We start from the raw sequence: 25,260 nt of genomic DNA, 5'->3' as shown, positions 1-25,260 counted from the left end.
GTTAGTACGTACAGTTTAATGTTTTGACTACCCATTTGTCAAGAGATTTATCAACTTTTCTTGCAAGTTGTTGTAGTTTATTAAGATCTTTAGAAAGTAGATAAAAGCATGAGCCTGTACCTGTCATTCTAAAGTCCTGATCAATCTCATCTAACAGGCTTTTAAATTCAGGATATTTTGCAAAAAAAACATTTTCAAAATCATTATGCATAACATTAGTATCAAAACTTAAATCTCTCGGTAGCATATTCTTTGTCTTGGCTAAACTTTCGCTCTCAAAGAACTCTTTAGTACTAATATGAATATTAGGTTTAACTAACAATACATATTGCGGTTCAAAATGCTTAGGATATAAAATCTCCCCAATTCCTTCAGCCCATGCTGACCTACCATATACAAATATCGGCACATCTGCTCCAAGCTTCGTAGCTAATGGTATTAGTTGCTCGTTTGATAGTTCTGGTAAGTAATAATCACGTAATGCTATTAAGGTTATTGCAGCATTTGAGCTTCCTCCGCCAAGACCAGCACCCATTGGTATATTTTTGATAATATCAATATCAACACCAACACTATCTATTTTATAGGCTTTTTGAAACTCTTTGACAGCTTTATAGATTAGATTATCTTCTTTTGAGGCTATCTGTATATTACTTGTGATTTCAATCTTACTAGAGTTATTAAATCTAAAGCTAAGATGCTCTTTTAGATCCAAGAAAGTAAACCAAGTTTGTAAATTATGATATCCATCGTCTCGCTTATTCAATATATGCAAAAACAAATTAATTTTTGCATAACTTTGATAGTTCCTAGGTTTTATATTTGCCATGATTTTATAATGATCTTTAATATTAGGTTCTCTCTAGTCATTCTAATTTTAGCCGGCAACGGATACTTAGAATCAACTAACTCATAATTTTGATAGGAAATATCCCAACCATTTTGAGATAATTTACTTAGTAGTCCTTTTGAATTTAACTCTGAGTTATGTTTAGTATTTGGTATAGCTACAGCTTTGATCCAATACTTAAGTCCATCAACAGGAACATACCAACCTAATTGCTCCAGCATTAAAGTTTTAGCCTCTTTAGCCGTTATCTTCTGACCTTTGCTATTTTCAAGCGATACCTCATCAGCATCTCCTTTTATTTCAACACTTCCTATACCCAAAGGACCATACAGACTAATACTGAAATTATCACCATCTTGAGTATATACATAATTAACAGACTCTACCTGATTATTATAAATAATCCCAATAACTCCTTTTGCCTGCCACTTATTTAACTGCAAAAGCTCTTCAGATGTCAATTTTTGATCAAATATAACATTATTAGCTATTGGAGTAACATTAGATTGCATACTAGCACATGATACTAATAAAGATACGAATATTAGAACCAATATTAATCTAATCTTGAGCTTTATATCTATTTTTGACTTTAACATAATGCTCAGCATTTTCTTTGATAATTTGTCTCTCATGATCACTAATTGGTCTAATTTTTTTGACTGGCGAACCTAAATACATATAACCTGACTCTAGAACCTTACCTGGAGGAACCAAACTTCCTGCTCCCAAAAAAACCCAAGGCTCAACAACAGCTCCATCAAGAATTATAGATCCCATACCTATTAGACAATTATTTTTGATCTCACAACCATGTAATATCACACCATGACCTACCGTTACATCATCTCCAATGGTTAGTGGATATCCTTGACCTGAATCTTTTGGATATTCTGTGGTGTGTAGTGTACTACAATCTTGAATATTAGTACCCTTTCCAATAGTTATTGTCAAAAGATCTCCTCTAACACTAACTTGTGGCCATACAGATGCATTCTCTTTTAAAATAACATCTCCAATTACAGCTGCTGACTCATCAACATAAGCAGACTCATCAACCTTCGGCACTTTGCCATTAAAACTTCTTATACATCTAGACATAATTGATCTCTAGTCTTATTAACATCATCCCTTAATGATACCAAACTATAGCTATCAAATCTTAGTCTTTTATCTTTATCAAACGGCTGAGCATCGCCATTATCATCAATAATAAAGAGTGCTACAGCATTAGGATTATCTTTAAAGAACTTCTCGAGTGGATAGTTAGGGGTAATATTCGTACTTCTAATTGAAGCTCCTTGATTTAGCCTATCTATCAAGGTATTAAAATCGACACCTTCATCAAATAGCAAGTTTGCTAGATTAGTTTCTATCGATCCAATACCTTTATAGCTTTCTTTCTGAGATGCCCTTAATACAAAAACATTATTTGATCCGAACTCATATTTATACTTCATTGCAGACACAGCATTTACATACTCACTTGTAGATAGTCCTAGCATCGCCCCTATACCTACCAAATTAATACTCCAATCAGCATGAGCTGATACAGGACTACCATAATAAGTATTTAGACCCAGCTGACGACACTTCTGGACATTTGCCCATGATGAATCAGTAATTATAACCTCAATATCATTCTTGACAAACACCTCAGCTAATTCGCGGGCAAACCTATTTCCACCGATTATCAAAAATCCTTTACCTTCAGGCTCTGTAACCTTGAGTCGTTTTGAAATATATGGAGTGAATATACTCTGAAAAACTACTGTAAAAACTATTATCATAAAGACAAAAAATACTAAAGTATTTGCTTCACTATATAGCTCAGGGTGTGATTTAGTAATTCTGACAGCAACTAATGCTGCTACAGATGCCGCAACAATACCACGAGGATATATAATCCCCATAACTATTCTTTCTGCAAAAGTTGTTTTAGATTTGATAGAGCATAATAAGACAACAATTGGACGTAATATAAACTGCAAAAATAAGAAAACCTCTATTAGGTCTAACCAATAATCTTTGAATAAACTAAAGTCTATCTCCGCTCCTAATACAATGAAAAGAACCGAGATAATAACGATGCTTAGATTTTCTTTAAATGACAAAATATCAGACATCTTTATATCTTTCATATTAGCCATCACAAGACCAGCAACCGTTACCATAAGTAGTCCCGCACCATGCATCATAGCATCAGTTATTATAAAGCCTACCACTATTACAGCTAAAACAAAAAAGCTTTTTAGATACTCAGGAATATAGTGTCCTCTGAAACTCAAGCCTATAAGATAACCAAAAACAAAACCTGAAGTTATCCCTAAAATACATACAAAAATTATATATGCTATAAATATACTTGTTCCATTAGGCTGATTTGCATAATTGCCCCCTATAACAAACCATGCTAACATGAATACAACTACTAAAGCTCCTATAGGATCTACAAGTATAGATTCCCATTTTAGAATACTTGCAATATGTCTTTTAGGTCTAACAGTTCTCATTAATGGTGGTACAACAGTTGGCCCACTTACGCATGTAATACCGCCTATAAGCATAGACAATTCTAAATTTAAACCAATGACATAATAACAGAACATTGCCGTAAGTATTACAGTAATCCCCAACCCTACTGTAGTCAAAAGTATCACAACACTACTGACACTCTTAATTTTACTAAAGTTAAGAGATAAACTCCCTTCAAATAGAATGATGGCCACACAAATTGATACAAATGGAGACAATGCTTCACCAAAAATGATAGTACCTTCTACGAGCTTAAACCCTTCTTGAAATATCACTTCAGATAAAGGTCCTAGAAGAATCCCACTAAGAATCAGAAATAATATCGATGGAAGTTTCAACCTCCATGATAAAAACTGAGATACAATCGCGAAAAATAATATTAGACCTGATGCTAATAGAATATAGTTAGATGAATGTTGAAATAGTTGCAAACTATTATCCAAAGTAGTAGCCCTTAATCAATTATTAATAATAGGATTTTAAACATTATAGCCTTATTAGCTTTTTTATCAATGACATAACATACTATCGCTTGCTCTAATACTACAAAAATCAAATATTTGCATCGTATTTATGTTATATCGCCTTCTATATATACCGATAAATCCCATATTAACGTATTCATATGCTCGCTATTATATAACCTCTGGTATGAATATTCTGGGCCAAATAAAACATTATTGTCAAAATATGCCCTTTGTGCCGATGCAATCATCTGATTTTTGATTCCTGAAGATGTAAGGCCTAATGTTGGAGATGCATTTGATGTTGGCATAGGTATATTCTCAGCATTATACGATTGCCCATACCTAATGTGAAAGTTAGTATCTCTTCCACCTAGTGTAAGTGCATATGCTACACCTAAATACCACGCACCAGTATTTACACTAGAACTGTTTTGGTGAAAATCTTGTTTATTTGTTGTAGCTGACCATCCACCTTGCAACTGCCATATTCCTCCAAGCATTGAATATGCCATAGTACCATCAAAGTTTAGCACGCCAATGGTTTTTTCACTCTCTCCAATATTATCCAAAAATTGAGAGATACTTTCATTACCAGCACCAGCAATATTAAAAACATATCCAGCATTAAAACCAACAGATAAATCTTGAGTCCAGGAATCTGTATAGAAAAATCCAGCTGAAAAATTAGCTCTTTTATCATCTGAGCCAAAAACTGTAATATTAGTGTTTATAATATCATTCTTATAATTTAACGAAACGTTAGTAACTTTATCGGGAGATAAAAACTCATCTATAATACCACTAGTCCAAGGACCACCACCATATGACCCTACTGAAAGCTTAGTCCTACCAGCAGTTACAAAAAATGGAGATGTATCTAAGTTACCAAAGATGACAAAAGCATTCCCTAAACCGAATCATCCTGTTTCATCTGTATCAAAATCAAATTGCGCTGTTACATAATGACCTAAATTAGATAAAAAATATAGCTTCGGATTAGTTAAGTAAATATTTTGACCATTAGCTGGAAAATTCGGAGCACCTCCTGTTCTACTTATTTGACTCCCAAACCATGTTTGAGCATCTGCTTCTATATAGCCACCAAAAAATACTGAATAATCATCAAAAGTATCTCTTTGTCCTAATATTGTCGATGCAAAAAGATTACTTGAAATCATTCCTATAGGTATACTGTTATTACCAGAATATGAGCCTAAATAAGTTATTTGACTTTGTGTCGTAATCGCAGGTGTTCCACCTACATCAATTCTACCATTTGATACAAAAACTCCTTGAGAGCCTGCACTATCTCCTAAGGATTGGCCATCATTAGCTATATTAGAAGCTATATCTTGAGGAGTTACCCCTCCTAGCTCAAGTTGATTAAAACTATCATTGCTTATTTTCTAGCGATAAGTACTAAATTATGACTTATTATTAACTTCTACACTTTGAGATTGAACTTTACCAATTTCTTGTTTAAGTATAGAGATTTGCTGTTGAAGATCAGAGATTATTTGCATTTCTTGCTTTGATAGGCCTGATTGTTCAGTAGACTCGCCAGCATATACTTTTATTGTGATAAAAAGAAATAATATAAATACTAATTTAGAAAATAGTTTCACATAATCAAATCTTTGAATAAAAGTCGAGATAGATTACTCTATTTATAATAATCGCTAAATATTAATATTTAATGGCAGATATCAATTATTGATTGGAAAAAGAAGTTACATTTACATTTTTTTAATATATTCCGCAGCATTATCATCTAATGAGATGACCCCAGTATTAGCATCATAATAAACCAGCTCTGCATAACGAGCCCAGTCAATGAATGTATCAAAGACACGTTCTGCTACTTCCATTGGATAATAATCATCAAGCTCCGCCAAGAATCTACTCTTAGGCGCTGATTGACTTTCTCTCTCACTTAAAACTTTAACAACATGACGAGCCAATGGAATATACTTTAAGAATAATCTTCCAAAAATAAATTTTCTATCATCTATATTTGAATCAATAAACTTACGCCCCATTGCAGTCATTTTGATATCACCATCAGATACTTCTGCAAATCTTAAAATTGATAGAATCTCAATAATCGGGAATAAATCATCAATATCTAAGTGAAGATCATCCGCCAATTGTGGTAAATCTACGGCTTCAACATCTTTGATCTCTGCCATCTCATCTAAAAGACCATTCATCTCTGAAATATCCACATCTGGCAAACGATAACCAATAGTTATAGCAGTCTTCTTATTCATACGCTCAGATAGTTCTTTAGTTTGGGCAGTAGTCATCATACGATAAACCTGATCTACTAGATCAGCTACGCTAGGATCTTGAGAGCTTCTTGGATGAGGAATATCTATCTTCAGCTCACCACGTATAAACCCTGGGTTACTCCCAAATATAATAATTCTATCTGCCGTCAAAACAGCTTCTTCAATACTATGAGTAACATACAAAATACCTTTCATTGCCTCATTATTTTCCCAAAGGTCAAGTAAATCTTCTCTAAGGTTCTCCGCAGTAAGAATATCAAGAGCAGAAAAAGGTTCATCCATTAACAAAACATCTGGCTCTAATACAAGAGCTCTGGCGAAGCCAACACGCTGCTTCATACCGCCAGAAAGTTCTTTTGGATAAGCATTTTCAAAACCGTCAAGACCTACCATATCGATCGCTTTCAACGCTCTTTTTTTACGCTCTTTAGCTGGAATGTTACGTGCTTCAAGACCTAGTTCAACATTTTGTAGAACTGTAAGCCAAGGCATAAGAGCAAAGCTTTGAAAAACCATTGAAATATCTGGAACAGGGGCAGAAACTTTTTTACCTCTATACATTACTTCACCTGAACTTGGGCTTAATAGACCTGCAATAATTCTAAGTAAAGTTGACTTACCAGAGCCAGATTTACCAAGTAATGCAACGATCTCACCTTCGTGTAAAGTAAAGTCAATATTATCTAGTACTTTAAGTGTATGACCACCTTTGATGTTAAATTGCTTATTAACTTTTTCTACTGTAAAAATTTTTTTTGAACTCATTTTCTAAAAATCTCCTATGCTTACATATTCATACTAAAGCGATTTTCTGCATAGTTATATAATCTGCGCCAGTACAGTTTATTAGATGCTACAACCAATACACACATTACTATCACACCTAGCAGTACATTTGCCGTATGATCACCCTGCAGGTTTGTATAATATGTAATATAATCTCCAAGACCTGATGCTTGAATTATTGACTGATCTCCAGTTCCCCAATTGATGTATTCACACACAATACTAGCATTCCATGCACCACCGGCAGCAGTGATTGCTCCTGTGACATAATATGGCATAACTGCTGGAAACAAATATTTACGCCATTTCATAAAACCTTTTAGCTGCATATTCTTAGCCGCCAGTTTCAATTCATCTGGAATTGCTGAAGCACCTGCAATAACATTAAACAAGATATACCACTGCGTTCCAAGAACCATCAGCAAAATACACCAAATATTAAAATTAAGGCCTAAAGTTATCACTAATGTTCCAAAGATACCATATAAAACGTTAACTGGGAACGCTGCAGCCATCTGCGCATAAGGTTGTACTTTTTGAGCAATTCTAGGTCGCATACCAAACCAAACACCTATTGGCACCCAAATTATCGAAGTGATAAGAATAAGCACAACTACTCTAAAGCCTGTTAATAAGCCATATCCAAAAACTTTAAAAGTTTCTGATAGACCAATATTTGAGCTACCGCCATATACTGCTTGGTAAGCAAAGTAAAATAATCCAACAACTATCATCAAAGTAAATACTGTCCATAATATTTTCTGCAATAGCGTTTCTTGTTTCTCCTGTTTTTTATGTCTTGGTTGATTATAAACTTTATTTAAATTTTTCTTAAAAAATCTTATATTAACTAAAGCTGAGCTTATACCTCCAAACACACTAGAGAAGAGTTTAGTTATTGCTGACTTTTGCAATATCTTCAAAAACCAAGACTTACTATAAACTTCTGACTGGTTTTCACCTAGCACAAATTTTTCTGACCATACAACCAGTGGTCTGAACAATAATTGATCATACAATATGATAGTAACTAACATCATCACTATTGCTGCACCAACTGCACCAAAATCTTGGGCATTATTTGCTGCATCTATAAATGATCCTATACCAGGTAAGTTAATTGGTATCGACTGCGAAGCACTAAAGTTAACAATGATTGTCTCTGATGCAACTATCATAAACCAACAAGCAGACATTGACATCATAGTGTTCCAAACAAGTCCTGGCATAGAAAATGGCACCTCTACTTTCCAGAATCTTTGCCATGCTGAAAGCTGATACATATCTGCCACTTCAACCAGTTCTTTAGGTACAGTTTTTAAAGACTGATAAAAACTTAATATCATATTCCATGCTTGAGCCGTTATAATTCCAAATATCACTGCTGATTGAGCCCCCCATAAGGAGCTTGGGAATAAAACCAAAAAAACAGTAACAGTAATAGCGAAGAACCCTAGAATAGGAATAGACTGTAAAATATCAACTGCTGGAATAATTATACTTTCCGCTCTTTTACTTTTGGCTGCTAACGCTCCGAATATAAATGTAATTAGTAGAGAAATACCCAAACCAATAAACATTCGCATTACTGTTTCTGCTGTATAATACGGCAAAAGCCAAAGATTCAAAGAAACTTCTGAGTACTGTTGAACACTTGCTTGATTTGTATAATCTATACTCCCACCCAAGCCTGAGGTGGACCATACAAATATACTTAATATTAAAAGTATAATTGATAAAGCTAAAATATCCCACTTAGTGCGAGAAACCTTTGCTGACATATTAGAATTGTATAACCTTTTCATATGTCAAAACCCTTTGGTTTTTTTTCAACAACTCCTTTAGTATATGCTATTTAGCTTTGTTTTTGTATTATAAGTTTGATAATATTTTGCTATAATCATTGTTAAATTGCCAAAATGAAAAAAGAACAAAAAGTTATAAAAGTAAATCCTGGTGAAAGAGTATCTTGCCCTACTAAATATCATGAAAATTGGAACTTACACCCAAGAGTATATATAGACATTAAAGATAAGAAAACTAATACTTGCCCATACTGTGGCACAGTTTTAAAAGTAGAAAAATAATCAACCTTTTTTTGCCTTTGCATCTTTTTTGTTATCTTTATCTAACTGTTTGATAAAGTATGTCTTTACATCTTTGTATTCACTTTGATAAATATCTACTTTTTCCCCTAAAGCATATTTAACATCTGTAAACTACCCAAATGTTATTGGTGAAGATTTACCATCCTCTAAAACTTCAAACGGATATTTGCCTTTTATTTTATCTACATCTTTAGTAGATGCATAAATATAGCTACCTCCTGCCCCTACCAAGCCACCTGTTCCTGCTCCGATAACAGCAGACCCAGACCCAGACCCAGACCCAGACCCAGACCCAGACCCAGACCCAGACCCAGACCCAGACCCAGACCCAGACCCTGTACCTGTACCTGTACCTGTACCTGTACCTGTACCTGTACCTGTACCTGTACCTGTACCTGTACCTGTACCTGTACCTGTACCTGTACCTGTACCTGTAAGAGCATCATCCTTAGTATCTTCTTTTTTTATTTCTTCCTTCGTCAACAGCTGCTTCTCAGAAACAATTACCTCAGGCCCTACTTCTATAATTTTTGGGTTACTTGAACATCCTATTAACAATATTGACAAAACTATTACTGAATACTTCTTCATAATGCTCCTTATTTATTACAATCCATAATAACTCTAATTTAGCGCCTATATCTTAACTAGCTACTACTCCGTCATAAATGTCGAATACTATAATGGAGCATATAGTATACTTAACGTTATAACACTCCAGATTAATCCTAAAATAGCTCCTACGATACCACCAACTAAGACTCCATTTTTGGAATTTGAATTATTATGTATAGTTACATAAGAAGTGATAGATACTATCAATACTAATACAAATAGTTTTTTTATAAATTTCATAACTTATCACTCCATATTTATCAACTTAGTAAAAGCCCAAGATAGCCATAAATTTTGACATATTAAAAACCAAACTTTAGTTTACTTCAAATTGATATTTCTTATTTTGCATATAAGTTTTTCTGATATATAAGATATAGTTGAATCTAACCCCTAAAAAAAATTTTAAGAAATAGAAATTATTAAATGATAGTTTTTAATTATTATCTTGTTGTAAATTATTCAATACTAAATCCTGAATATAGTAGATAGCTTGCATGTTTCGCTTAGCCTGACCCTGTTCGCCCATACTAACTTCTAAGTATACGCCGCCATTTCTTTGAGTTGCTTCAAATGTAACAGGTTCTTTATACTTATCACAATAAGTCCACACCGTAGATTTTTGATCTCCATAGTCATCACCTTTTACTTCAAACTGATCAGGATACTGTTTTATAGCTTCTTTGATTGCTTCATAAACCTGCTTAACCGTGACGCCTTGCTGCATTTGAATACCATATCTACCACCATCAGCCTCGAATCTATTATCTTGTACCACCATATTACCACCAAGGAACGGTATACAACTTGAAATAAAAAAAGATACTAAAATTAATACCATCAATTTCTTTTTCATCTGTAAACTCCCATTATAAGATAAAATCCTAAGATTACTGCTATTAAAGATACAATTACACTTACTAGAATATAACCAATTGCCAATAATGCCTCACCACGTTGCAACAAATTGAGAATGTCTAAACTAAAGCTAGAAAAAGTAGTAAATCCTCCTAGAAAACCAGTAACAAAAAGAGATCTAACATACGTAGAAATATCCTCATTAAAAAGTTTGGTTTGTATCAAAAATGCTGCCATCATACCTATAATTAATGAACCAATAATATTACACATCAAAATTCCTATAGGAATTTGCTTAGAAATATTTGCTGTTGCTTGAGCCAAGGCAAATCTTGACATAGCACCAAGCCCACCACCAATACCAACTAATATCAATAAAAGTCCCTTTTTTTATTTCTCCAATATTGTATATGCCCCTAGCTCTATCATTTCTTGAGCTAGTAATTTACCGAGTTTAATAGGATCATCTCCCATAAGTTTTCTTTTTAAGATGTTTTTACCATTACTACTTGCAACCATTCCTGTAAGAGTTATCTGGTTACCTTGTAACTCTGCATATGCGCCAATTGCAACATGACATCCTCCTTTTAGCTCTTGATTGAATGCTCTTTCAGCGGTCGCGACACAAAAACTATCACCACAATTTAACTTTTGTAACTTTTCTAAAATTTCACCACTTTTATCCAAAGCCTCTATAACTACTATACCCTGACCAACTGCTGGTAAAGATATTTCTACAGGAATAAGCTGTATTATTCTCTCATTAAGTCCTAAACGAATAAGCCCAGCACTTGCTAAGATAATCGCATCATATTCACCATTATCAAGTTTTGATAGCCTTGTTTGAATATTTCCTCTTAAATCTCTAATTATAAGATCGTCCCTATAATGAAAAAGTTGAGCTTTACGGCGCAGACTTGATGTACCAACGATCGCACCTCTCGGTAAATCATCTATAGAAATATATTTATTAGATACAAAAGCATCTCTAGGGTCTTCTCTTGGCATAAAGCTTGCTAGGCAAAAGCCTTCTGGCAATTCATACGGAACATCTTTAAGAGAGTGTACAGCAATATCAGCCTTATCATTAAGCATCGCTATTTCTAACTCTTTCATAAACAATGCTTTACCACCAATCTTATTAAGTGGTTTATCCAGAATAATATCGCCCTGCGTTTTCATAGTACTTATTTGACAAGGAATGTTTAGCTCTTGTTGAATTCGATCTTTGACGTAATTTGTCTGCCACAATGCTAGTTTGCTTTCGCGACTAGCTATAACTATTTGTTTCATATTTTAAATGTCTTTGCGATAAAGTTTGAGATATCTTTTATTTCTTCCATACATACAGCGTGTTGCATACCCACATAGTGTTTATACTCATTAGCAAAACCATTAGCTTTTAGCTTATCTGATAAATCATGACCAAGAACTTCAGGTAGTACTTGATCATCGGTACCATGGCAAACTAGTATAGGTAATCCTTTATTTATAGATGTAATCTTATCTTTAAAATCATCCCATGCTGGTAAGTATGTAGATAAAGCCATAATACCTCCAAGCCTCCTTTGAGATGTAATAGCTGTATAAGTTGCAATTACACCACCTTGAGAAAAGCCGGTCAAAATAATATTTTCACTAGCAATACCTTGATTGATCTGACTATCTATTAACTTGTTAACTTTTACTATGGAACCATTAATACCTTCAACATCCACCACTCTATTTAGGCTATTTGTATCAAGTGACTTGATATTATACCAGGCACGCATCTGCATCCCCATATTTATAGTAACAGGCATAACATCAGCATGAGGAAAAACAAATTTAATTTCATCCAATGAAACATCAAAATAATTGATAACATCAACAAAATCATGTCCATCTGCACCCAGACCATGTAGCCAAATAACGCAAAATTTTGACTGCTTTGGTGACTCAACAAGCTCGTAATTCATAAAATTTCTAATTCTTCTAATATTAATTAGAATGATACATTAATTTAAAAAATTTATTAATATCTAAAAAGTTAAACAATCCTCAAAGCATTGCACGTTAAGTAATTCAAGCTGTGAAAGAATAATATCAACACCAATTGTGGATAAGTTTGTTTATATCTATATGAAATTTTTGTTAAAAATGTTGATTTACTAATTTAGTAAAGATTTATTACATACCTCAAGCCTTTGACATACAATAGTTTTACAACTTTAAAAGTACTTATTCTTTTATTTACAGCTATTTTTTACATCCTGTGGATAAAACTGTTGATTTATTGTTAGAACTCGGTTAATTCTCTTCAATAACCTTAAAGAAAGCCTCTTGTGTAACAAGGTTTACAGAGGTGTTTTGTAGTTTTATTTGATCATTTAAATCATACTTGCCACTAACTGCAAGTTTTTTAGTCATTGCTAAATCTGCGATAGAAACCATTAAACGACCTTTATCTAGTTTTTCGATAACCGTTGCTTGGAACTCTAAATTAGGATTCTGCATTAGATATACTAATTTCCAATGTGAATTAGAAAAACGCTCCGTTTGTCTATTTGACTTAATAGGAATATCTACTTGAGCAATTATATTATCGACATCTTCAACACTAATCATTTGCTTATTTTCTAAGAAATTACGTAATTGGTAATGAACAAGCAAATCTAAATATCTTCTTAGAGGACTTGTCACTTGTACATAAGAGTCTAACCCCATACCTGCGTGAACATCAGGTTCTGTAGAATATTTACCTCTTTGGAGCTTTTTACGTGTTGCAAACATATCGGCTATTGAGTCAATATTCTCTAAATCATCTTGCTCAAGATCATGCTCTGGTTGTGTTGAAAAAGGTACACAAATATTATTTTCTTTACAAAACTGTCCAATAGCCACTCCAGCCATTAGCATAGTATCACGTACCAATGTTCTTGAGTTTAAGCGTGGTAAGTCAGTTAGTTTGACATTATTATCACTATCCAATGATATTTTTATCTCAGGAAAATCAAGCTCTACTGCTCCCTTTGTCAAACGCTTATTAGTGAAATATTTAGCATAAGCCCCTATGTCTCCAAGCTCTAGAGCAGAGATATTTTCTTCAACGAACTCATAAGAATATCTAGTAACTTTTATGTTACTAAAACATATTTCAATATCATGAATATCACTTGACTCATTAAGTCTAAATCCTACTGACAAAGCTGGAGAAACTTCTTGTAGGCCTAAACCTAACTTTTGTGTTGCTTGAGGTGGCAACATTGTGATTATATGCTCTGGCACATATAAATTAGAACCTCGCGCTCTAGCTTCAAGATCTACTTCATCGCCAAAATTTATGCTAGAAGATGGATCAGCTATATGAACCCACATTTTATTTTGTTGAGTATCCCAACTAATCGCATCATCAGGATCATTACTACCCTCATCATCTATAGCATAAGCAGTCAGATGTGTTAGATCGACACGCTGACTATCTGACCCAGAATTATATTTAAATTCCGCAGGATTACTTTCTAACTCCGCACCATATCGATATAAATAAGGATTAAAAAATTCATCCCAATAACCAATATCCAAGAGTAACTTATACGCACTATTCTCAGACTCTTCCATATTTAAGTATTTAAAGAAACGACATTTTGTACTTTTAAGTGTTGCTAAAGCCTCTATTTCTTTAAGAAATTTTGTGTCTTCGATATTAAAAGTTTTATTATTAAGACACTCTATAAAATCATTTAGTTCTTGTTCTTTTTTGAGCTTCTCTTGTTTATCGCTAACTATTTGATCTTTTTGCTCTTGTGAATGAATATTAATAGTAAAGTCTTCATTAAAGCTAAAATACTCTCCCTCAGAAACTAAAAGCCATACAGTATAAGCTTGATTAGCTCCTACGAATTCAAAAAGAAGCTCTCTTAACTCATCAATTGATGTTTGTTGTTGCTCTTGTAATAACTCCCATGTTAACTCTAACTCAGGAATTTCTAATTTCTCAAGTTTAGCCAAATCAAAATCATTTGCTAAAACTGTAAGTATTTGGACATTTTTTGCAGGTAACTTTATATTCTTACTATCTAAAGTTTCTATTTCTATTTTTTTATCTAATATCTCTACAACCTTTGCAGGTTTTGATTTAAAAATTACTAAGGCATTTTTGATGCTCTGATTTTCAAGTAACATAAAAAAAGTTCGGATGTTATAATGATGAGATTATAACATTCAATAGTTTATATTTTTATGCTAAATGTCGATATTATAAGTAGTAGATTTATCAGAATTATAGGAAATATAGTCAAGCTAGTATCCAAGCTTTTTCATAAGATATTCCCAAAAAAAAGATTTACTCTGTCAAGCTACAGCAAACCACTTATAAAAATAAAAAAAGAATCAAATGTCCCTAGAATTATTTGGCAAACAAACTTTACTAATAAAGTAACTCTACCACTATATGTAAACTATTTGTTTAATCGTTTTATGGCTCCGTGCTATGAGTATAGATTCATGGATAATGATGCCGTAGATAAATATATTGCCGAAAATCATCCAGAAGCTCTAAGTGCGTATAAAAGGCTAACAGTTGGAGCAGCTAAAGCAGATCTTTGGAGACTATTGGCTATCTACAAAAATGGTGGTCTATATATAGATATGGATGGCTGTCTTGTAGCTAGACCTGAGAAATTCTTGAAAAAAAATAACGAAATGTTTATAAAAGCTAAGCATAGAAAAGAAACAGATGAGTCTAAAAAGTACTACGCAACTAACTATTTTTTAGCAGCGGCTCCAAATAATTCAAAGATTAAAGAGTACATTGATATTATCCTTAAAAATATCGAAGCTAATAGATCTGATTTAGGTGTTTGGTACTTAACAGGTCCTGGTGTGATGGAAGCAATCATGAATGATGAAAATACTACTTTTAGACATAGTAGAGAAACTTGTATACAAGGAGCTTTTACTAACGATTATTTTCAATATATTGACAGACCAAATGCTCACTGGACAAAAACTGAAAATAAAGATATTTTAGAATCTTAAATTACTGAATAACTTTATCTTAGATAACTAGCAAAAATCAATAATGTTAATTTTGAGAAAAATTGAATTAACTTAGAGATTATTTATCTTCTTTCTTAACAGCTATACCCAGCTCATTTAATTGCTCAAGAGAAACATTAGATGGCGCTTCTGTCATCAAACAGCTAGCTGTCTGAGTTTTAGGAAATGCTATCACATCACGGATATTTGTAGTATTTGTAAGTAGCATAATTAATCTATCCACACCAAATGCAATACCCCCATGAACCGGCGTACCATAAGATAACGCATCTAGCATAAAGCCAAACTTCTCACGAGCTTCCTCATCAGAAATACCTAATAAGTTAAATACTTTAGCCTGCATATCTTGTCTATGAATACGAATAGAACCACCACCAACTTCATAACCATTGATAACCATATCATAAGCTCTTGAAAGTAGATTTTTAGGATCTTTAGTAAGCTCTTCAACAGTATCAACCTTAGGAGCTGTAAATGGATGATGAACAGCATATAAACGATTACCATCTTTCTCAAACATAGGAAAATCAACAACCCATAATGGTGCCCAGTCTTTAGTGAATATTTCAAAGTCTTCACCAATTTTAGCTCTCAATGCTCCCATAGAATCATTAACAATATTAGCTTTAGCTGCGCCAAAGAACAATACATCACCGACTTGAGCACCTGTTTTTTCAATAACCTTGAATAGTGTCTCTTCAGAGATATTTTTCACAATCGGAGACTGTAAACCATCTTTACCTTCAGATAGTGAATTAATCTTGATATATGCAAGCCCTCTTGCTCCATAGATACCAACAAACTTAGTATACTCATCGATTTTCTTACGGCTAAGCTTATCATTACCACCTGGCACACGCATAGCTACCACACGAGCTTCCGGATCATTTGCTGGTCCAGAAAACACCTTAAACTCTTCATTTTTCATATCTTCTTTGATATTTACAAACTCAAGAGGAATTCTTAAATCTGGCTTATCTAAACCATACTTATCCATAGCTTCTGCATAAGTCATTACTTGGAACGGAGTATTGAATTTCACGCCGATAGTAACATCAAAAAGACCAATAATCATTTTTTCCATAGTAGACATAATGAATGCTTCATCTATAAATGAAGCCTCGATATCTATTTGTGTAAATTCTGGCTGTCTATCAGCTCTTAAATCTTCATCACGAAAACATTTAACAACCTGATAATATCTATCAAAGCCCGAAACCATCAAAAGCTGTTTGAATAGCTGAGGAGATTGAGGAAGAGCATAGAACTTACCATTAAAATTACGACTGGGTACAAGGTAGTCTCTAGCACCTTCTGGAGTTGCTTTTGTCAAAAATGGCGTTTCAATATCTAAAAAGCCATTATTATCTAAGAAATTACGCACATATCTAATAGCTTTAGAACGTATAATTAATTTGTTTTGCATTTCTGGACGACGTAAATCAATATAGCGATACTTAAGTTTGACATCTTCACCAGTTAATTGGAAATCATCTAACTGAAACGGGATAGTTTTAGACTTATTTACTATCTCTAGATCTTCACCAATGATTTCTACTTTACCACTAGCAAGATTTTTGTTCTCTTGACCTTCTGGACGTAGATTTACAGTACCTGTAGCTTTGATTACATACTCACCTCTTAGGCTATCTGCTACTTTAAAAGCCTTACTCTCTGGATTAAAAACTAACTGGACTAGACCAGTTCTATCTCTAATATCTAAGAAAATAACACCGCCATGATCGCGACGTCTATGCACCCAACCACAAATTGTTACTTTTTGATTTTGTAACTTCTCATTAACATCTGAACTATAATGTGTTCTCATTTAAATCAACCCTTCAAAAGTTTTTAAAAAATAAATAGACAAATTTAATCACAATATTATAGCAAGAAATAATAAAGAAGACTAAGTTGATGCAAATAAAAAGTTAGATAATTATGAAAATTTAATACGCTTGCGATAGCAAATTAAATTTGATCAAGGGATTTACAAACTAAAGTTTATAGTAATATACCTTGTATTAACTATCTTTTTAAACTCAAACAACTAAAAAATGGTAAATGTAGAAAATATCAAACTTGATTACTTAAGCCCAGATGACTATCAAGAACTTAAAGAGGCTATGATAGAAGTTTACAATATTAGAAACCCTTACTGGGAAGATCACCAAATAGATACTCTAATAAAGAAATTCCCAGAAGGACAAGTCGTCATAAAAGTTAATGATCAGTTAGCTGGATGTGCTTTATCAATTATCGTTGACTACAAAAAATTTGGTCATAAATACACTTATAAAGAAATCACTGGAAATGACACATTCAATACCCATGATGATGAAGGTGATGTACTATACGGTATAGATCTATTTGTTAAGCCTGAGTTTAGAAGTATGCGTCTAGGTCGTAGACTTTATGACTACAGAAAAGACTTATGCGAAAGACTAAATTTTAAAAGCATTATTATCGGTGGCAGAATACCTGGATATCATGAATATGCTGATAAAATGACTCCCCAAGAGTATATCAACAAACTTAAAAGACAAGAACTACAGGATCCTGTTTTACGCTTTCAGATGAGTAATGATTTTCAACCAATTAGAGTTGTCAAATCATATTTAGAAGGTGATACCGAATCTAACGACTTTGCAATATTACTAAAATGGACAAATATCTATTATGAAGAAGAAGCAAAAGAAGCAGCTCCCATAAAAAGAGATGTCCGTCTCGGACTAATTCAATGGCAAATGCGTCCATATAAAGGCTTAGATGAGCTAATGCAACATGCTAAATACTTCGTAAATGCCGTATCCAACTATAGATCTGATTTTGCATTATTCCCAGAGTTTTTCAATGCTCCATTAATGGCTGAGAACAATCATTTATCAGAACCTGAAGCAATTAGAGAGCTTGCAAAACATACTCAAATAATTACTGATAAATTCTCAGAATTCGCTATAACTTATAACATCAATATCATTACAGGAAGTATGCCTGAAATGAAAGATGGAAAGCTATATAATGTTGGCTATCTATGCCGTAGAGATGGTACTGTAGAGAAATATGAAAAACTTCATGTAACTCCTGATGAGGCTATGGTTTGGGGACTTCAAGGTGGTGACAAACTTGAAGTATTTGACACTGATTGTGGTAAAATTGGTATATTGGTTTGTTATGATTCAGAGTTCCCTGAATTAAGTAGAATACTTGCAGAGGATGGTATGGATATTCTTTTTGTACCATTTTTGACAGATACTCAAAATGGCTTCTCAAGAGTTAGAAACTGCGCCCAAGCGAGAGCTATAGAAAACGAGTGTTATGTTGCTATAGCAGGTAGTGTAGGTAACTTACCGAATGTACACAACATGGATATCCAGTATGCTCAATCTATGGTATTCACACCTTGTGACTTTGCCTTCCCTCCTACTGGTATAAAAGCTGAAGCCACCCCAAATACTGAAATGATACTAATAGTAGATGTTGATATTGATCTACTTCGTGAACTAAATCAGTTTGGTAGTATCAAAAACCTAAGAGATAGACGTAAAGATTTGTATACTCTTAAACGAAGAAGCTAATAAGATATTCACTGAAATTAAGCTTTATCCCCATATTCTTGCATATGCTTAGCAATACGCTTATTTGTACCATACATAAAGTGGTTTTCCATTTTTTCTTTATATTTACTACTAGGAACAGTTAAACCAACGGCATCTGCAACTTCTCTAATCAACATAGGACTTGCTCCACAACAAACTCCTAAATAATTAACCCAAAAATCATAAGCTTCTTTAGCAAATTCTCTAATCTCATAGCGATTACAATACAATGGATCTAATGCTATTGGAAAAGTTCTTCCATGAGGTGCTGGACAGCTACAGCCATTATTATCTGGTAAATTTAAAAATGCAGGATGTTCATTAGTAGTCCTATATGGAATAGGAAGTCCCGCAACATGACACTTAACTGCTTCACGGATTTTCTTTAGATCAGGAAGCATAGTTTGAGGGCCTCTAAAACAGTTTAGACCAACAACATCAGCTCCTAACTGTTCCAACTCTTTACATGTATCTACAATACTCTAACCATCACGCATAGTATTTTGAGCCATTGGTGCTATAGTTAATACCGTTGGGAGATTTGCTTTTTTCATAATCTCTAGAGCCCTAAAAGCTTCCTCTGCATAATAGAATGTTTCACCAATCAAAATATCCGCACCTTCTTCGGCAGCCCAAGTAATCATCTCATCAAACATCCTAGTTACTTCCTTTTGAGACTCTTTATCGCCTTGCTTCCAAATATTTTGAGTTAGAGATATTACCCGCTAATAGATTCGGCTGAACTCCTTCAGGTGTTGTATCGGCAACTTTTTTAGCTATTCTAAGTGCTTCTCTATTTAGCTTCTCAAGCAAATGCTCTTTACCTATAACTCTTATCTTTTCTCGATGCTCATTATAGGTAAAAGCCTCTACAATATCTGATCCAGCATGTTGAAAATCCCTATGTAAGCTTTCTAAAACTTCAGAGTGCTCCAAAGACACCATAGGCACAAACTCACCTGATGACATATAGCCATGACGCTAAATCTCAAATAGGAAACCTTCTGCACAGATTACAGGACCTTTGTTTAGTCTCTCAAGTAGATTTTCTTTTTTCATTAATTGGAAATCTCCATGTTTTAGTTAATAAACAAACTTTTTGATTATTAGCAAAAAGTCTCCTACTAAAACGATGGGGGTTCAAAACTTAAAAGAAATGTTCGTTTTAGCAGAATTTATAAAGCGCTCGCAAGTTGAAATAAATCAGCGCTATAAAATTAAACCACATGATTCTAAATACAAGAACAACCTTTTACAGTAAAAAACACACTTATATTAGAAAAACAAGAACAGATAATAAATGCCTAGATAAAATTTTGTAAACTATACTTAGCTTCCAAAAACTCATAAATACCATCATCAGACCCTTCTCTACCAAGACCTGATTGCTTGACTCCGCCAAATGGTGCTTTTTCATTTGAGATAGCTCCTGAATTTATACCTACCATTCCATAAGCTAAAGCATTTCTCACTCTTCTAATCTGATTCATATCACTACTGAAGAAATAGCTTGCTAAACCATACTTAGTATTATTGGCTCTTTGGATAACTTCGTCTTCAGACTCAAAACTAAAAATAGCTATAACTGGTCCAAAGGTCTCTTCGCAACTGATAATCATACTATCCTGCATATTATCTAAGATAGTAGGCTCATAAAAGTTACCTCCCAAATTTTGATTTACTTTACCACCACAAACCAGCTTCGCTCCGTTATCTAAAGCATTATCAACATGAGACTGTACTTTCTCGACAGCTGCAGCATTAATCAAAGGCCCCACTTTAATACCTTCATCTAAACCATTACCTTGCTTAAGATCAAGAACAGCTAACTTCAATCTAGCAATAAAATCTTCTTTTATAGAATGATGAACAAAAACACGATTTGGAGCCACACATACTTGACCAGCATTTCTTATTTTCGATGCTAGCAAACCTTCAATAGCCTTTTCGATATTAGCGCTTTTAAAGACTATAAATGGTGCATTACCTCCCAGCTCTAGAGAAACTTTCTTAACAGTATCCGCTGCTTGCTGCATTAGAAGTTTGCCAACTCTTGTTGATCCTGTAAAAGTGATTTTTCTAACTAAATTACTCTTCTGAAACTCATGGCCTATGACCTTTGAATCACCACATACTATCTGTAAAAGATTCTCATCAGCTCCAACCTCTATAAAAAGTTCGCGCGCAGCAAAAGCTGTCAAAGGCGTTAACTCAGAAGGTTTGACAATGACACTACATCCAGCAGCTATTGCAGGAGCTGCCTTACGAGTAACCATCGCAAGAGGAAAATTCCAAGGTGTAATTGCAGCAACCACACCAACAGGATAATAGTCCACCCTCCCCTCAGAATTACTAATATTTGGATCAAAAATACGTGAATCTATTCTTTTTGCCTTTTCTGCATACCACTTGATAAAGCTAGCTCCATATCGAACTTCTATTTTTGCTTCAGCGAGAGGCTTACCACTCTCTAGTGTGATAATCTCCGCTAAATCATCAGAATTTTCTATTATCAAATCAAACCATTTTTCTAATAACTTCGATTTTTCGCTTGAAGGAATATTTTTAAATATATTTTTTTGTGCATGTTTAGCTACTAGAATACTATCCTCAACATACTCTGACGATTTCTCTTCTAAACGACAAATTGACTTATTTGTAGCAGGATTAACTACATCAAAACTTTTTGCACTAGAAAAAGAGTATTTATCTATCACTTTTTTTAGAAGCTTGTTAGACATATTTGCCTCCTAGTTTTATATTGCTTGAATAGCTGTTATCGCAATTGTATAAGTTATATCCTCTACAGTTGCCCCTCTAGATAAATCATTAACAGGCTTATTTATACCTTGTAACACAGGTCCTATACTTAATACATTTGCACTTCGTTGGACTGCTTTATAGACAGTGTTACCTGTGTTCAAATCAGGGAATATTAGTACAGTAGCTTTACCTGCAACTGGACTATTTGGAGCTTTTTTCTTTGCGACACTCTCGATCATAGCAGCATCATATTGAAGTGGTCCATCTACCAATAAATCAGGAGCACTTTGTTTAAGTAGCTCTGTAGCTTTACGCACCTTTTCAACTTGAACTCCAGAGCCTGATGAACCTGTACTATAACTAATCATCGCAACACGAGGCTCGATGCCAAACTTCTTAGCGGATTCGGCACTTTGTATTGCGATGTCAACTAACTGCTCTGCTGTAGGATCTTGATTAACAGCACAATCTCCGAATACTATAACTTCATCAGGCATACACATAAAAAACACTGATGATACTAGTGATGAGTTTGGCTTAGTTTTGACTAATTGTAATGCTGGTCTAAGAACATCTGCAGTAGTATGCTCAGCACCAGACACTAATCCATCAACTTCACCCAAATAAAGCATAAGTGTTGCTACAACTATTGGATCTTTTAGCGCATCTCGAGCCATACTTTCAGACAAACCTTTATGCTTTCTAAGCTCGATCAATGTTTTTAGGTATTTTGCCTCAGCTTCATCGACAACAGTTACAACTTCGATACTCTCAGGTAAACTAAAACCGTTCATCTCAGCCACTTTAAATATTTTATCTCTATCTCCAATAAGTGCACACTCAGCCAAACCTTGCTCATGACAATTTTTAGCCGCCTGTAAAGTTCTTGACTCATAACTCTCTGGTAAAATAATTCTCTTTTTGGCTTTTCGAGCCATCTTCAAAAGATGATATCTAAATGCTGGAGGTGACATAACTTGATGCTCAGTGATATCTGACGTAATAGATCTAACTATTGTGTCTCTGTCTAATGATGAAGATATTACTTCTTTGACTTTTTGAATACGCTCTTTATCATCAATTGGTATTCCCATTAGATCAATACTTGCCAGTTTTAAAATCATATTTACACTTTTATTTTTTGTTGTCAGAATTGCCAACCCTGCTTTCTTAGCAGTTTCTACACATAGCTCTCTAACTTTACTATCAAGATATTCTTCCGCTGTTAAAATAATACCTGCTATCTTCATACCATTTTTTGCAGCCAAGCAAACTGTTACCAATATATCAGATCGATCAGCAGCAGTTATAATCAAAGAATTTGGAGTCAAATCACTTATAAAATTATCAACTCCTCTTGAACACATCATTACTCTATCAACTCGAGCTTCTAAACCAACTTCTGATATATGATTTAGCTTAAGAATATTTTTGATATCTAATATCCTTGGTGAGGTTCTTTCCTTATCCCACTCAATCACACCCAAAAGAGCTAATCCTTTTTGTTTAAATACTGATAATTCTTTAAGCTCATCTATACCAACATGTTGCTGCTTATCATAAGTAATATCCTCTTCAGTCAAGCTAAAACTAACTCTTCCATCATCGTCATAAGGTGCGTTTAATTTTGTAATTACAGCACCCATAATATTAATCTGCTTTGGTAAACTACGCATAGCATAATCAAGTTCATCGTTGATATCATTTATAGGTTTATTACCATGGTATGAGACTATTATTACTTCCGAACCAAGAGCTTTTATAATCTCTATATTCAATTCATCAACAATCGCATTTAATGGATATAACCTATGGTAGTTATTACCTTGTCTAAACAATCCAGATATTACAGCAAAATCTGAATCTTGGCATTTTTCATAAAACTTGCTCAGAACTATCTCAACATAGTCTTTTACACGATTATTAAGCAAATATGATTCTATTTGCTCGATACTCATATCCATATCGTAAATAGGATGAAATGAGTCAACTTTTAACCCTTTCTGCTGTAACGCATATACCACACTACTTGCCAAAATTCTAAGACCAGTATGTTTTGATATCGGAAGGATAAGTATTGATTTTTTCATGGTAAACTCTTATATCAAATTTTGTGTTTCTTGAGCTATCATCAGCTCTTCATTAGTTGCAATAACCATTATATTATGACTATTTTCCACATTTATAAATGTTTCTGATTTCATATTTTTAGCATCATCTATTTCAAAGCCTATATTCGCTAACTTAGAAACTAAACTTTTGCGAATATTAGTGGCATTCTCACCAATACCTCCTGTGAAAACCAAGCCATCAAACTCTTTAAAATAAATCATATAACTACCAACAAACTTGGCAATCCTATGGCAAAATATTTCAATAGCTAGCTTAGCTAGTTTATTGCCATTATCAGCAAGCTCAGAAACCTCTCGCATATCACTATGACCACAGATTCCTAATAGACCACTTTTTTTGTTTAGCATATTTGTGATATCTGCAATATTCCAGCCAAGATTATCTGAGATATATGCAAAAACACTAGGGTCTATACAGCCAGAACGAGTTCCCATGACAAGTCCATCTAATGGAGTAAGCCCCATACTTGTATCAATGCTTTTACCATTAACAACAGCTGTGATACTACAACCATTGCCCAAGTGAGCAAGTATCACATTGGCGACATCTTTATTTAATATTTTCGCAGCCTGTTGAGAAACATATTTATGTGAAGTTCCATGGGCGCCATATTTACGTATGTTATGCTCACATGTCAGCTCTCTAGGTATCGCATATTCTGCGACGTACTCAGGCATAGTTTGATGAAATGCTGTATCAAATACTGCTACTTGAGGTAAATTAGGGAATATTTGCTGACAAAATAGCATCCCCTCAATATGTGCTGGATTATGTAAAGGCGCTAGAGGTATACAATCTTTTATCTTCTGTAATGAATCTTTGTCTATAATTACAGATTTTGAAAAATACTGACCACCATGAACTACCCTATGACCAATCGCAGAAATTTTTTCTAAATAATTATTTTCTACTAAAAAATCTTTTAAAAGCTCAAATATATCTTTATACTCACCATTTTCTATATGCTTATGAACTTTCTGTTGAGTTTTAAAAGTTACCTTGCAGTTGCTAGCTCCAATATTTTCTGCAAGACCTGTAACAAGTGATTTTGAGGTTTTGGGATTCATTAGTGCAAATTTGACTGATGAACTTCCACAGTTTAAGACTAATATGTATGACATAAAGCAAATGAAGAATAAAATAAGAAGTGACTATATTATATAATAATATAACAAGTAGTGACAGTTAGTATACTATATTTTAATATGGTTCTGT

General features: G+C 33.8%; 21 protein-coding genes and 3 pseudogenes. 3 read left to right on the top strand and 21 right to left on the bottom strand.

Features of this window, described 5'->3' with window-relative positions; all coding sequences use genetic code 11:
* Position 1: 1 nt before the first annotated feature.
* From ispE to FNO12_RS00580, 8 genes and pseudogenes are all read right to left on the bottom strand, one after another.
* Positions 2 to 829 carry a 4-(cytidine 5'-diphospho)-2-C-methyl-D-erythritol kinase gene (gene ispE / locus FNO12_RS00610; protein ID WP_014714240.1) on the bottom strand — a complete coding sequence of 276 codons (828 nt, stop codon included), beginning with the start codon at positions 827 to 829 and terminating at the stop codon, positions 2 to 4.
* Positions 817 to 1,461: a lipoprotein insertase outer membrane protein LolB gene (gene lolB, locus FNO12_RS00605; RefSeq protein ID WP_174805265.1), complete on the bottom strand. Its 645-nt coding sequence runs from the start codon at positions 1,459 to 1,461 to the stop codon at positions 817 to 819. Before lolB ends, ispE begins: the two co-directional genes overlap by 13 nt.
* On the bottom strand, positions 1,412 to 1,951 hold the full coding sequence (locus tag FNO12_RS00600) for a gamma carbonic anhydrase family protein (RefSeq protein WP_014714238.1): 540 nt from the start codon (positions 1,949 to 1,951) through the stop codon (positions 1,412 to 1,414). Before FNO12_RS00600 ends, lolB begins: the two co-directional genes overlap by 50 nt.
* Entirely contained in the window at positions 1,936 to 3,816 is a 1,881-nt protein-coding gene (locus tag FNO12_RS00595; RefSeq protein WP_371806948.1) for a cation:proton antiporter, read from the bottom strand. The genes FNO12_RS00600 and FNO12_RS00595 overlap by 16 nt, the downstream gene beginning before the upstream one ends.
* A gap of 140 nt (positions 3,817 to 3,956) precedes the next feature.
* Positions 3,957 to 5,237, bottom strand: a pseudogene (locus tag FNO12_RS00590) (DUF3573 domain-containing protein); the annotation flags it as partial.
* Between the two features lie 39 nt (positions 5,238 to 5,276).
* Entirely contained in the window at positions 5,277 to 5,477 is a 201-nt protein-coding gene (locus FNO12_RS09915) for a hypothetical protein (RefSeq protein ID WP_030003312.1), read from the bottom strand.
* 111 nt (positions 5,478 to 5,588) lie between these two features.
* Positions 5,589 to 6,908, bottom strand: a complete 1,320-nt coding sequence (locus tag FNO12_RS00585) for an ABC transporter ATP-binding protein (protein ID WP_014714236.1) — start codon at positions 6,906 to 6,908, stop codon at positions 5,589 to 5,591.
* A 20-nt stretch (positions 6,909 to 6,928) separates the two neighbouring features.
* Positions 6,929 to 8,734 carry an ABC transporter permease gene (locus FNO12_RS00580; RefSeq protein ID WP_014714235.1) on the bottom strand — a complete coding sequence of 602 codons (1,806 nt, stop codon included), beginning with the start codon at positions 8,732 to 8,734 and terminating at the stop codon, positions 6,929 to 6,931.
* A gap of 114 nt (positions 8,735 to 8,848) precedes the next feature.
* Between FNO12_RS00580 and FNO12_RS00575 the strand changes: the two genes are divergently transcribed.
* Positions 8,849 to 9,016 (top strand): zinc-finger domain-containing protein, encoded by a 168-nt coding sequence (locus FNO12_RS00575; protein ID WP_014714234.1) that lies wholly within the window; start codon positions 8,849 to 8,851, stop codon positions 9,014 to 9,016.
* Here FNO12_RS00575 and FNO12_RS09585 read toward each other — a convergent pair.
* The 7 genes and pseudogenes from FNO12_RS09585 to FNO12_RS00540 all read right to left on the bottom strand — a co-directional run bounded on the left by FNO12_RS09585 (position 9,017) and on the right by FNO12_RS00540 (position 14,674).
* Positions 9,017 to 9,628: pseudogene (locus FNO12_RS09585) on the bottom strand (hypothetical protein).
* Between the two features lie 87 nt (positions 9,629 to 9,715).
* Complete coding sequence (locus FNO12_RS09500) at positions 9,716 to 9,892, bottom strand: hypothetical protein (protein ID WP_014714232.1); 177 nt, start codon at positions 9,890 to 9,892, stop codon at positions 9,716 to 9,718.
* 196 nt (positions 9,893 to 10,088) lie between these two features.
* Positions 10,089 to 10,508 carry a hypothetical protein gene (locus FNO12_RS00560; RefSeq protein ID WP_014714231.1) on the bottom strand — a complete coding sequence of 140 codons (420 nt, stop codon included), beginning with the start codon at positions 10,506 to 10,508 and terminating at the stop codon, positions 10,089 to 10,091.
* Positions 10,505 to 10,849, bottom strand: coding sequence for a fluoride efflux transporter CrcB (gene crcB / locus FNO12_RS00555; RefSeq protein WP_048349225.1), 345 nt, complete (start codon positions 10,847 to 10,849; stop codon positions 10,505 to 10,507). Before crcB ends, FNO12_RS00560 begins: the two co-directional genes overlap by 4 nt.
* A 51-nt stretch (positions 10,850 to 10,900) precedes the next feature.
* Positions 10,901 to 11,803, bottom strand: coding sequence for a hydroxymethylbilane synthase (hemC, locus tag FNO12_RS00550; RefSeq protein WP_014714229.1), 903 nt, complete (start codon positions 11,801 to 11,803; stop codon positions 10,901 to 10,903).
* Entirely contained in the window at positions 11,800 to 12,468 is a 669-nt protein-coding gene (locus FNO12_RS00545) for a dienelactone hydrolase family protein (protein WP_014714228.1), read from the bottom strand. Before FNO12_RS00545 ends, hemC begins: the two co-directional genes overlap by 4 nt.
* 331 nt (positions 12,469 to 12,799) lie before the next feature.
* On the bottom strand, positions 12,800 to 14,674 hold the full coding sequence (locus tag FNO12_RS00540; protein WP_014714227.1) for a ribonuclease catalytic domain-containing protein: 1,875 nt from the start codon (positions 14,672 to 14,674) through the stop codon (positions 12,800 to 12,802).
* Between the two features lie 57 nt (positions 14,675 to 14,731).
* Between FNO12_RS00540 and FNO12_RS00535 the strand changes: the two genes are divergently transcribed.
* On the top strand, positions 14,732 to 15,529 hold the full coding sequence (locus FNO12_RS00535; protein ID WP_014714226.1) for a glycosyltransferase family 32 protein: 798 nt from the start codon (positions 14,732 to 14,734) through the stop codon (positions 15,527 to 15,529).
* A gap of 79 nt (positions 15,530 to 15,608) precedes the next feature.
* Here FNO12_RS00535 and aspS read toward each other — a convergent pair whose 3' ends face one another.
* The gene (gene aspS / locus FNO12_RS00530) at positions 15,609 to 17,378 is read right to left on the bottom strand and encodes an aspartate--tRNA ligase (protein WP_014714225.1); all 1,770 of its coding nucleotides are present in this window, start codon (positions 17,376 to 17,378) and stop codon (positions 15,609 to 15,611) included.
* Positions 17,379 to 17,607: 229 nt separating this feature from the next.
* Here aspS and FNO12_RS00525 point away from each other — a divergent pair, with 229 nt between their 5' ends.
* The gene (locus FNO12_RS00525) at positions 17,608 to 19,128 is read left to right on the top strand and encodes a carbon-nitrogen hydrolase family protein (RefSeq protein ID WP_014714224.1); all 1,521 of its coding nucleotides are present in this window, start codon (positions 17,608 to 17,610) and stop codon (positions 19,126 to 19,128) included.
* A gap of 17 nt (positions 19,129 to 19,145) precedes the next feature.
* On the opposite strand, the pseudogene FNO12_RS09910 reads toward FNO12_RS00525, so the two are convergent.
* The 5 genes and pseudogenes from FNO12_RS09910 to FNO12_RS00505 all read right to left on the bottom strand — a co-directional run bounded on the left by FNO12_RS09910 (position 19,146) and on the right by FNO12_RS00505 (position 25,166).
* Positions 19,146 to 19,793 (bottom strand): annotated as a pseudogene (locus tag FNO12_RS09910) (homocysteine S-methyltransferase family protein).
* A 37-nt stretch (positions 19,794 to 19,830) separates the two neighbouring features.
* The gene (locus FNO12_RS09905) at positions 19,831 to 20,118 is read right to left on the bottom strand and encodes a homocysteine S-methyltransferase family protein (protein WP_014714223.1); all 288 of its coding nucleotides are present in this window, start codon (positions 20,116 to 20,118) and stop codon (positions 19,831 to 19,833) included.
* A gap of 335 nt (positions 20,119 to 20,453) precedes the next feature.
* On the bottom strand, positions 20,454 to 21,890 hold the full coding sequence (locus tag FNO12_RS00515) for an NAD-dependent succinate-semialdehyde dehydrogenase (RefSeq protein ID WP_014714222.1): 1,437 nt from the start codon (positions 21,888 to 21,890) through the stop codon (positions 20,454 to 20,456).
* A 15-nt stretch (positions 21,891 to 21,905) separates the two neighbouring features.
* Entirely contained in the window at positions 21,906 to 24,002 is a 2,097-nt protein-coding gene (pta, locus tag FNO12_RS00510) for a phosphate acetyltransferase (protein ID WP_014714221.1), read from the bottom strand.
* Between the two features lie 9 nt (positions 24,003 to 24,011).
* Positions 24,012 to 25,166 (bottom strand): acetate/propionate family kinase, encoded by a 1,155-nt coding sequence (locus FNO12_RS00505; RefSeq protein WP_014714220.1) that lies wholly within the window; start codon positions 25,164 to 25,166, stop codon positions 24,012 to 24,014.
* Positions 25,167 to 25,260: the final 94 nt, after the last annotated feature.

Source organism: Francisella orientalis FNO12 (genome assembly GCF_001042525.2).
Lineage (GTDB): Bacteria > Pseudomonadota > Gammaproteobacteria > Francisellales > Francisellaceae > Francisella > Francisella orientalis.
The sequence above is the reverse complement of the archived record's forward strand: the minus strand, read 5'-3'. Positions and strand labels throughout refer to the sequence as shown.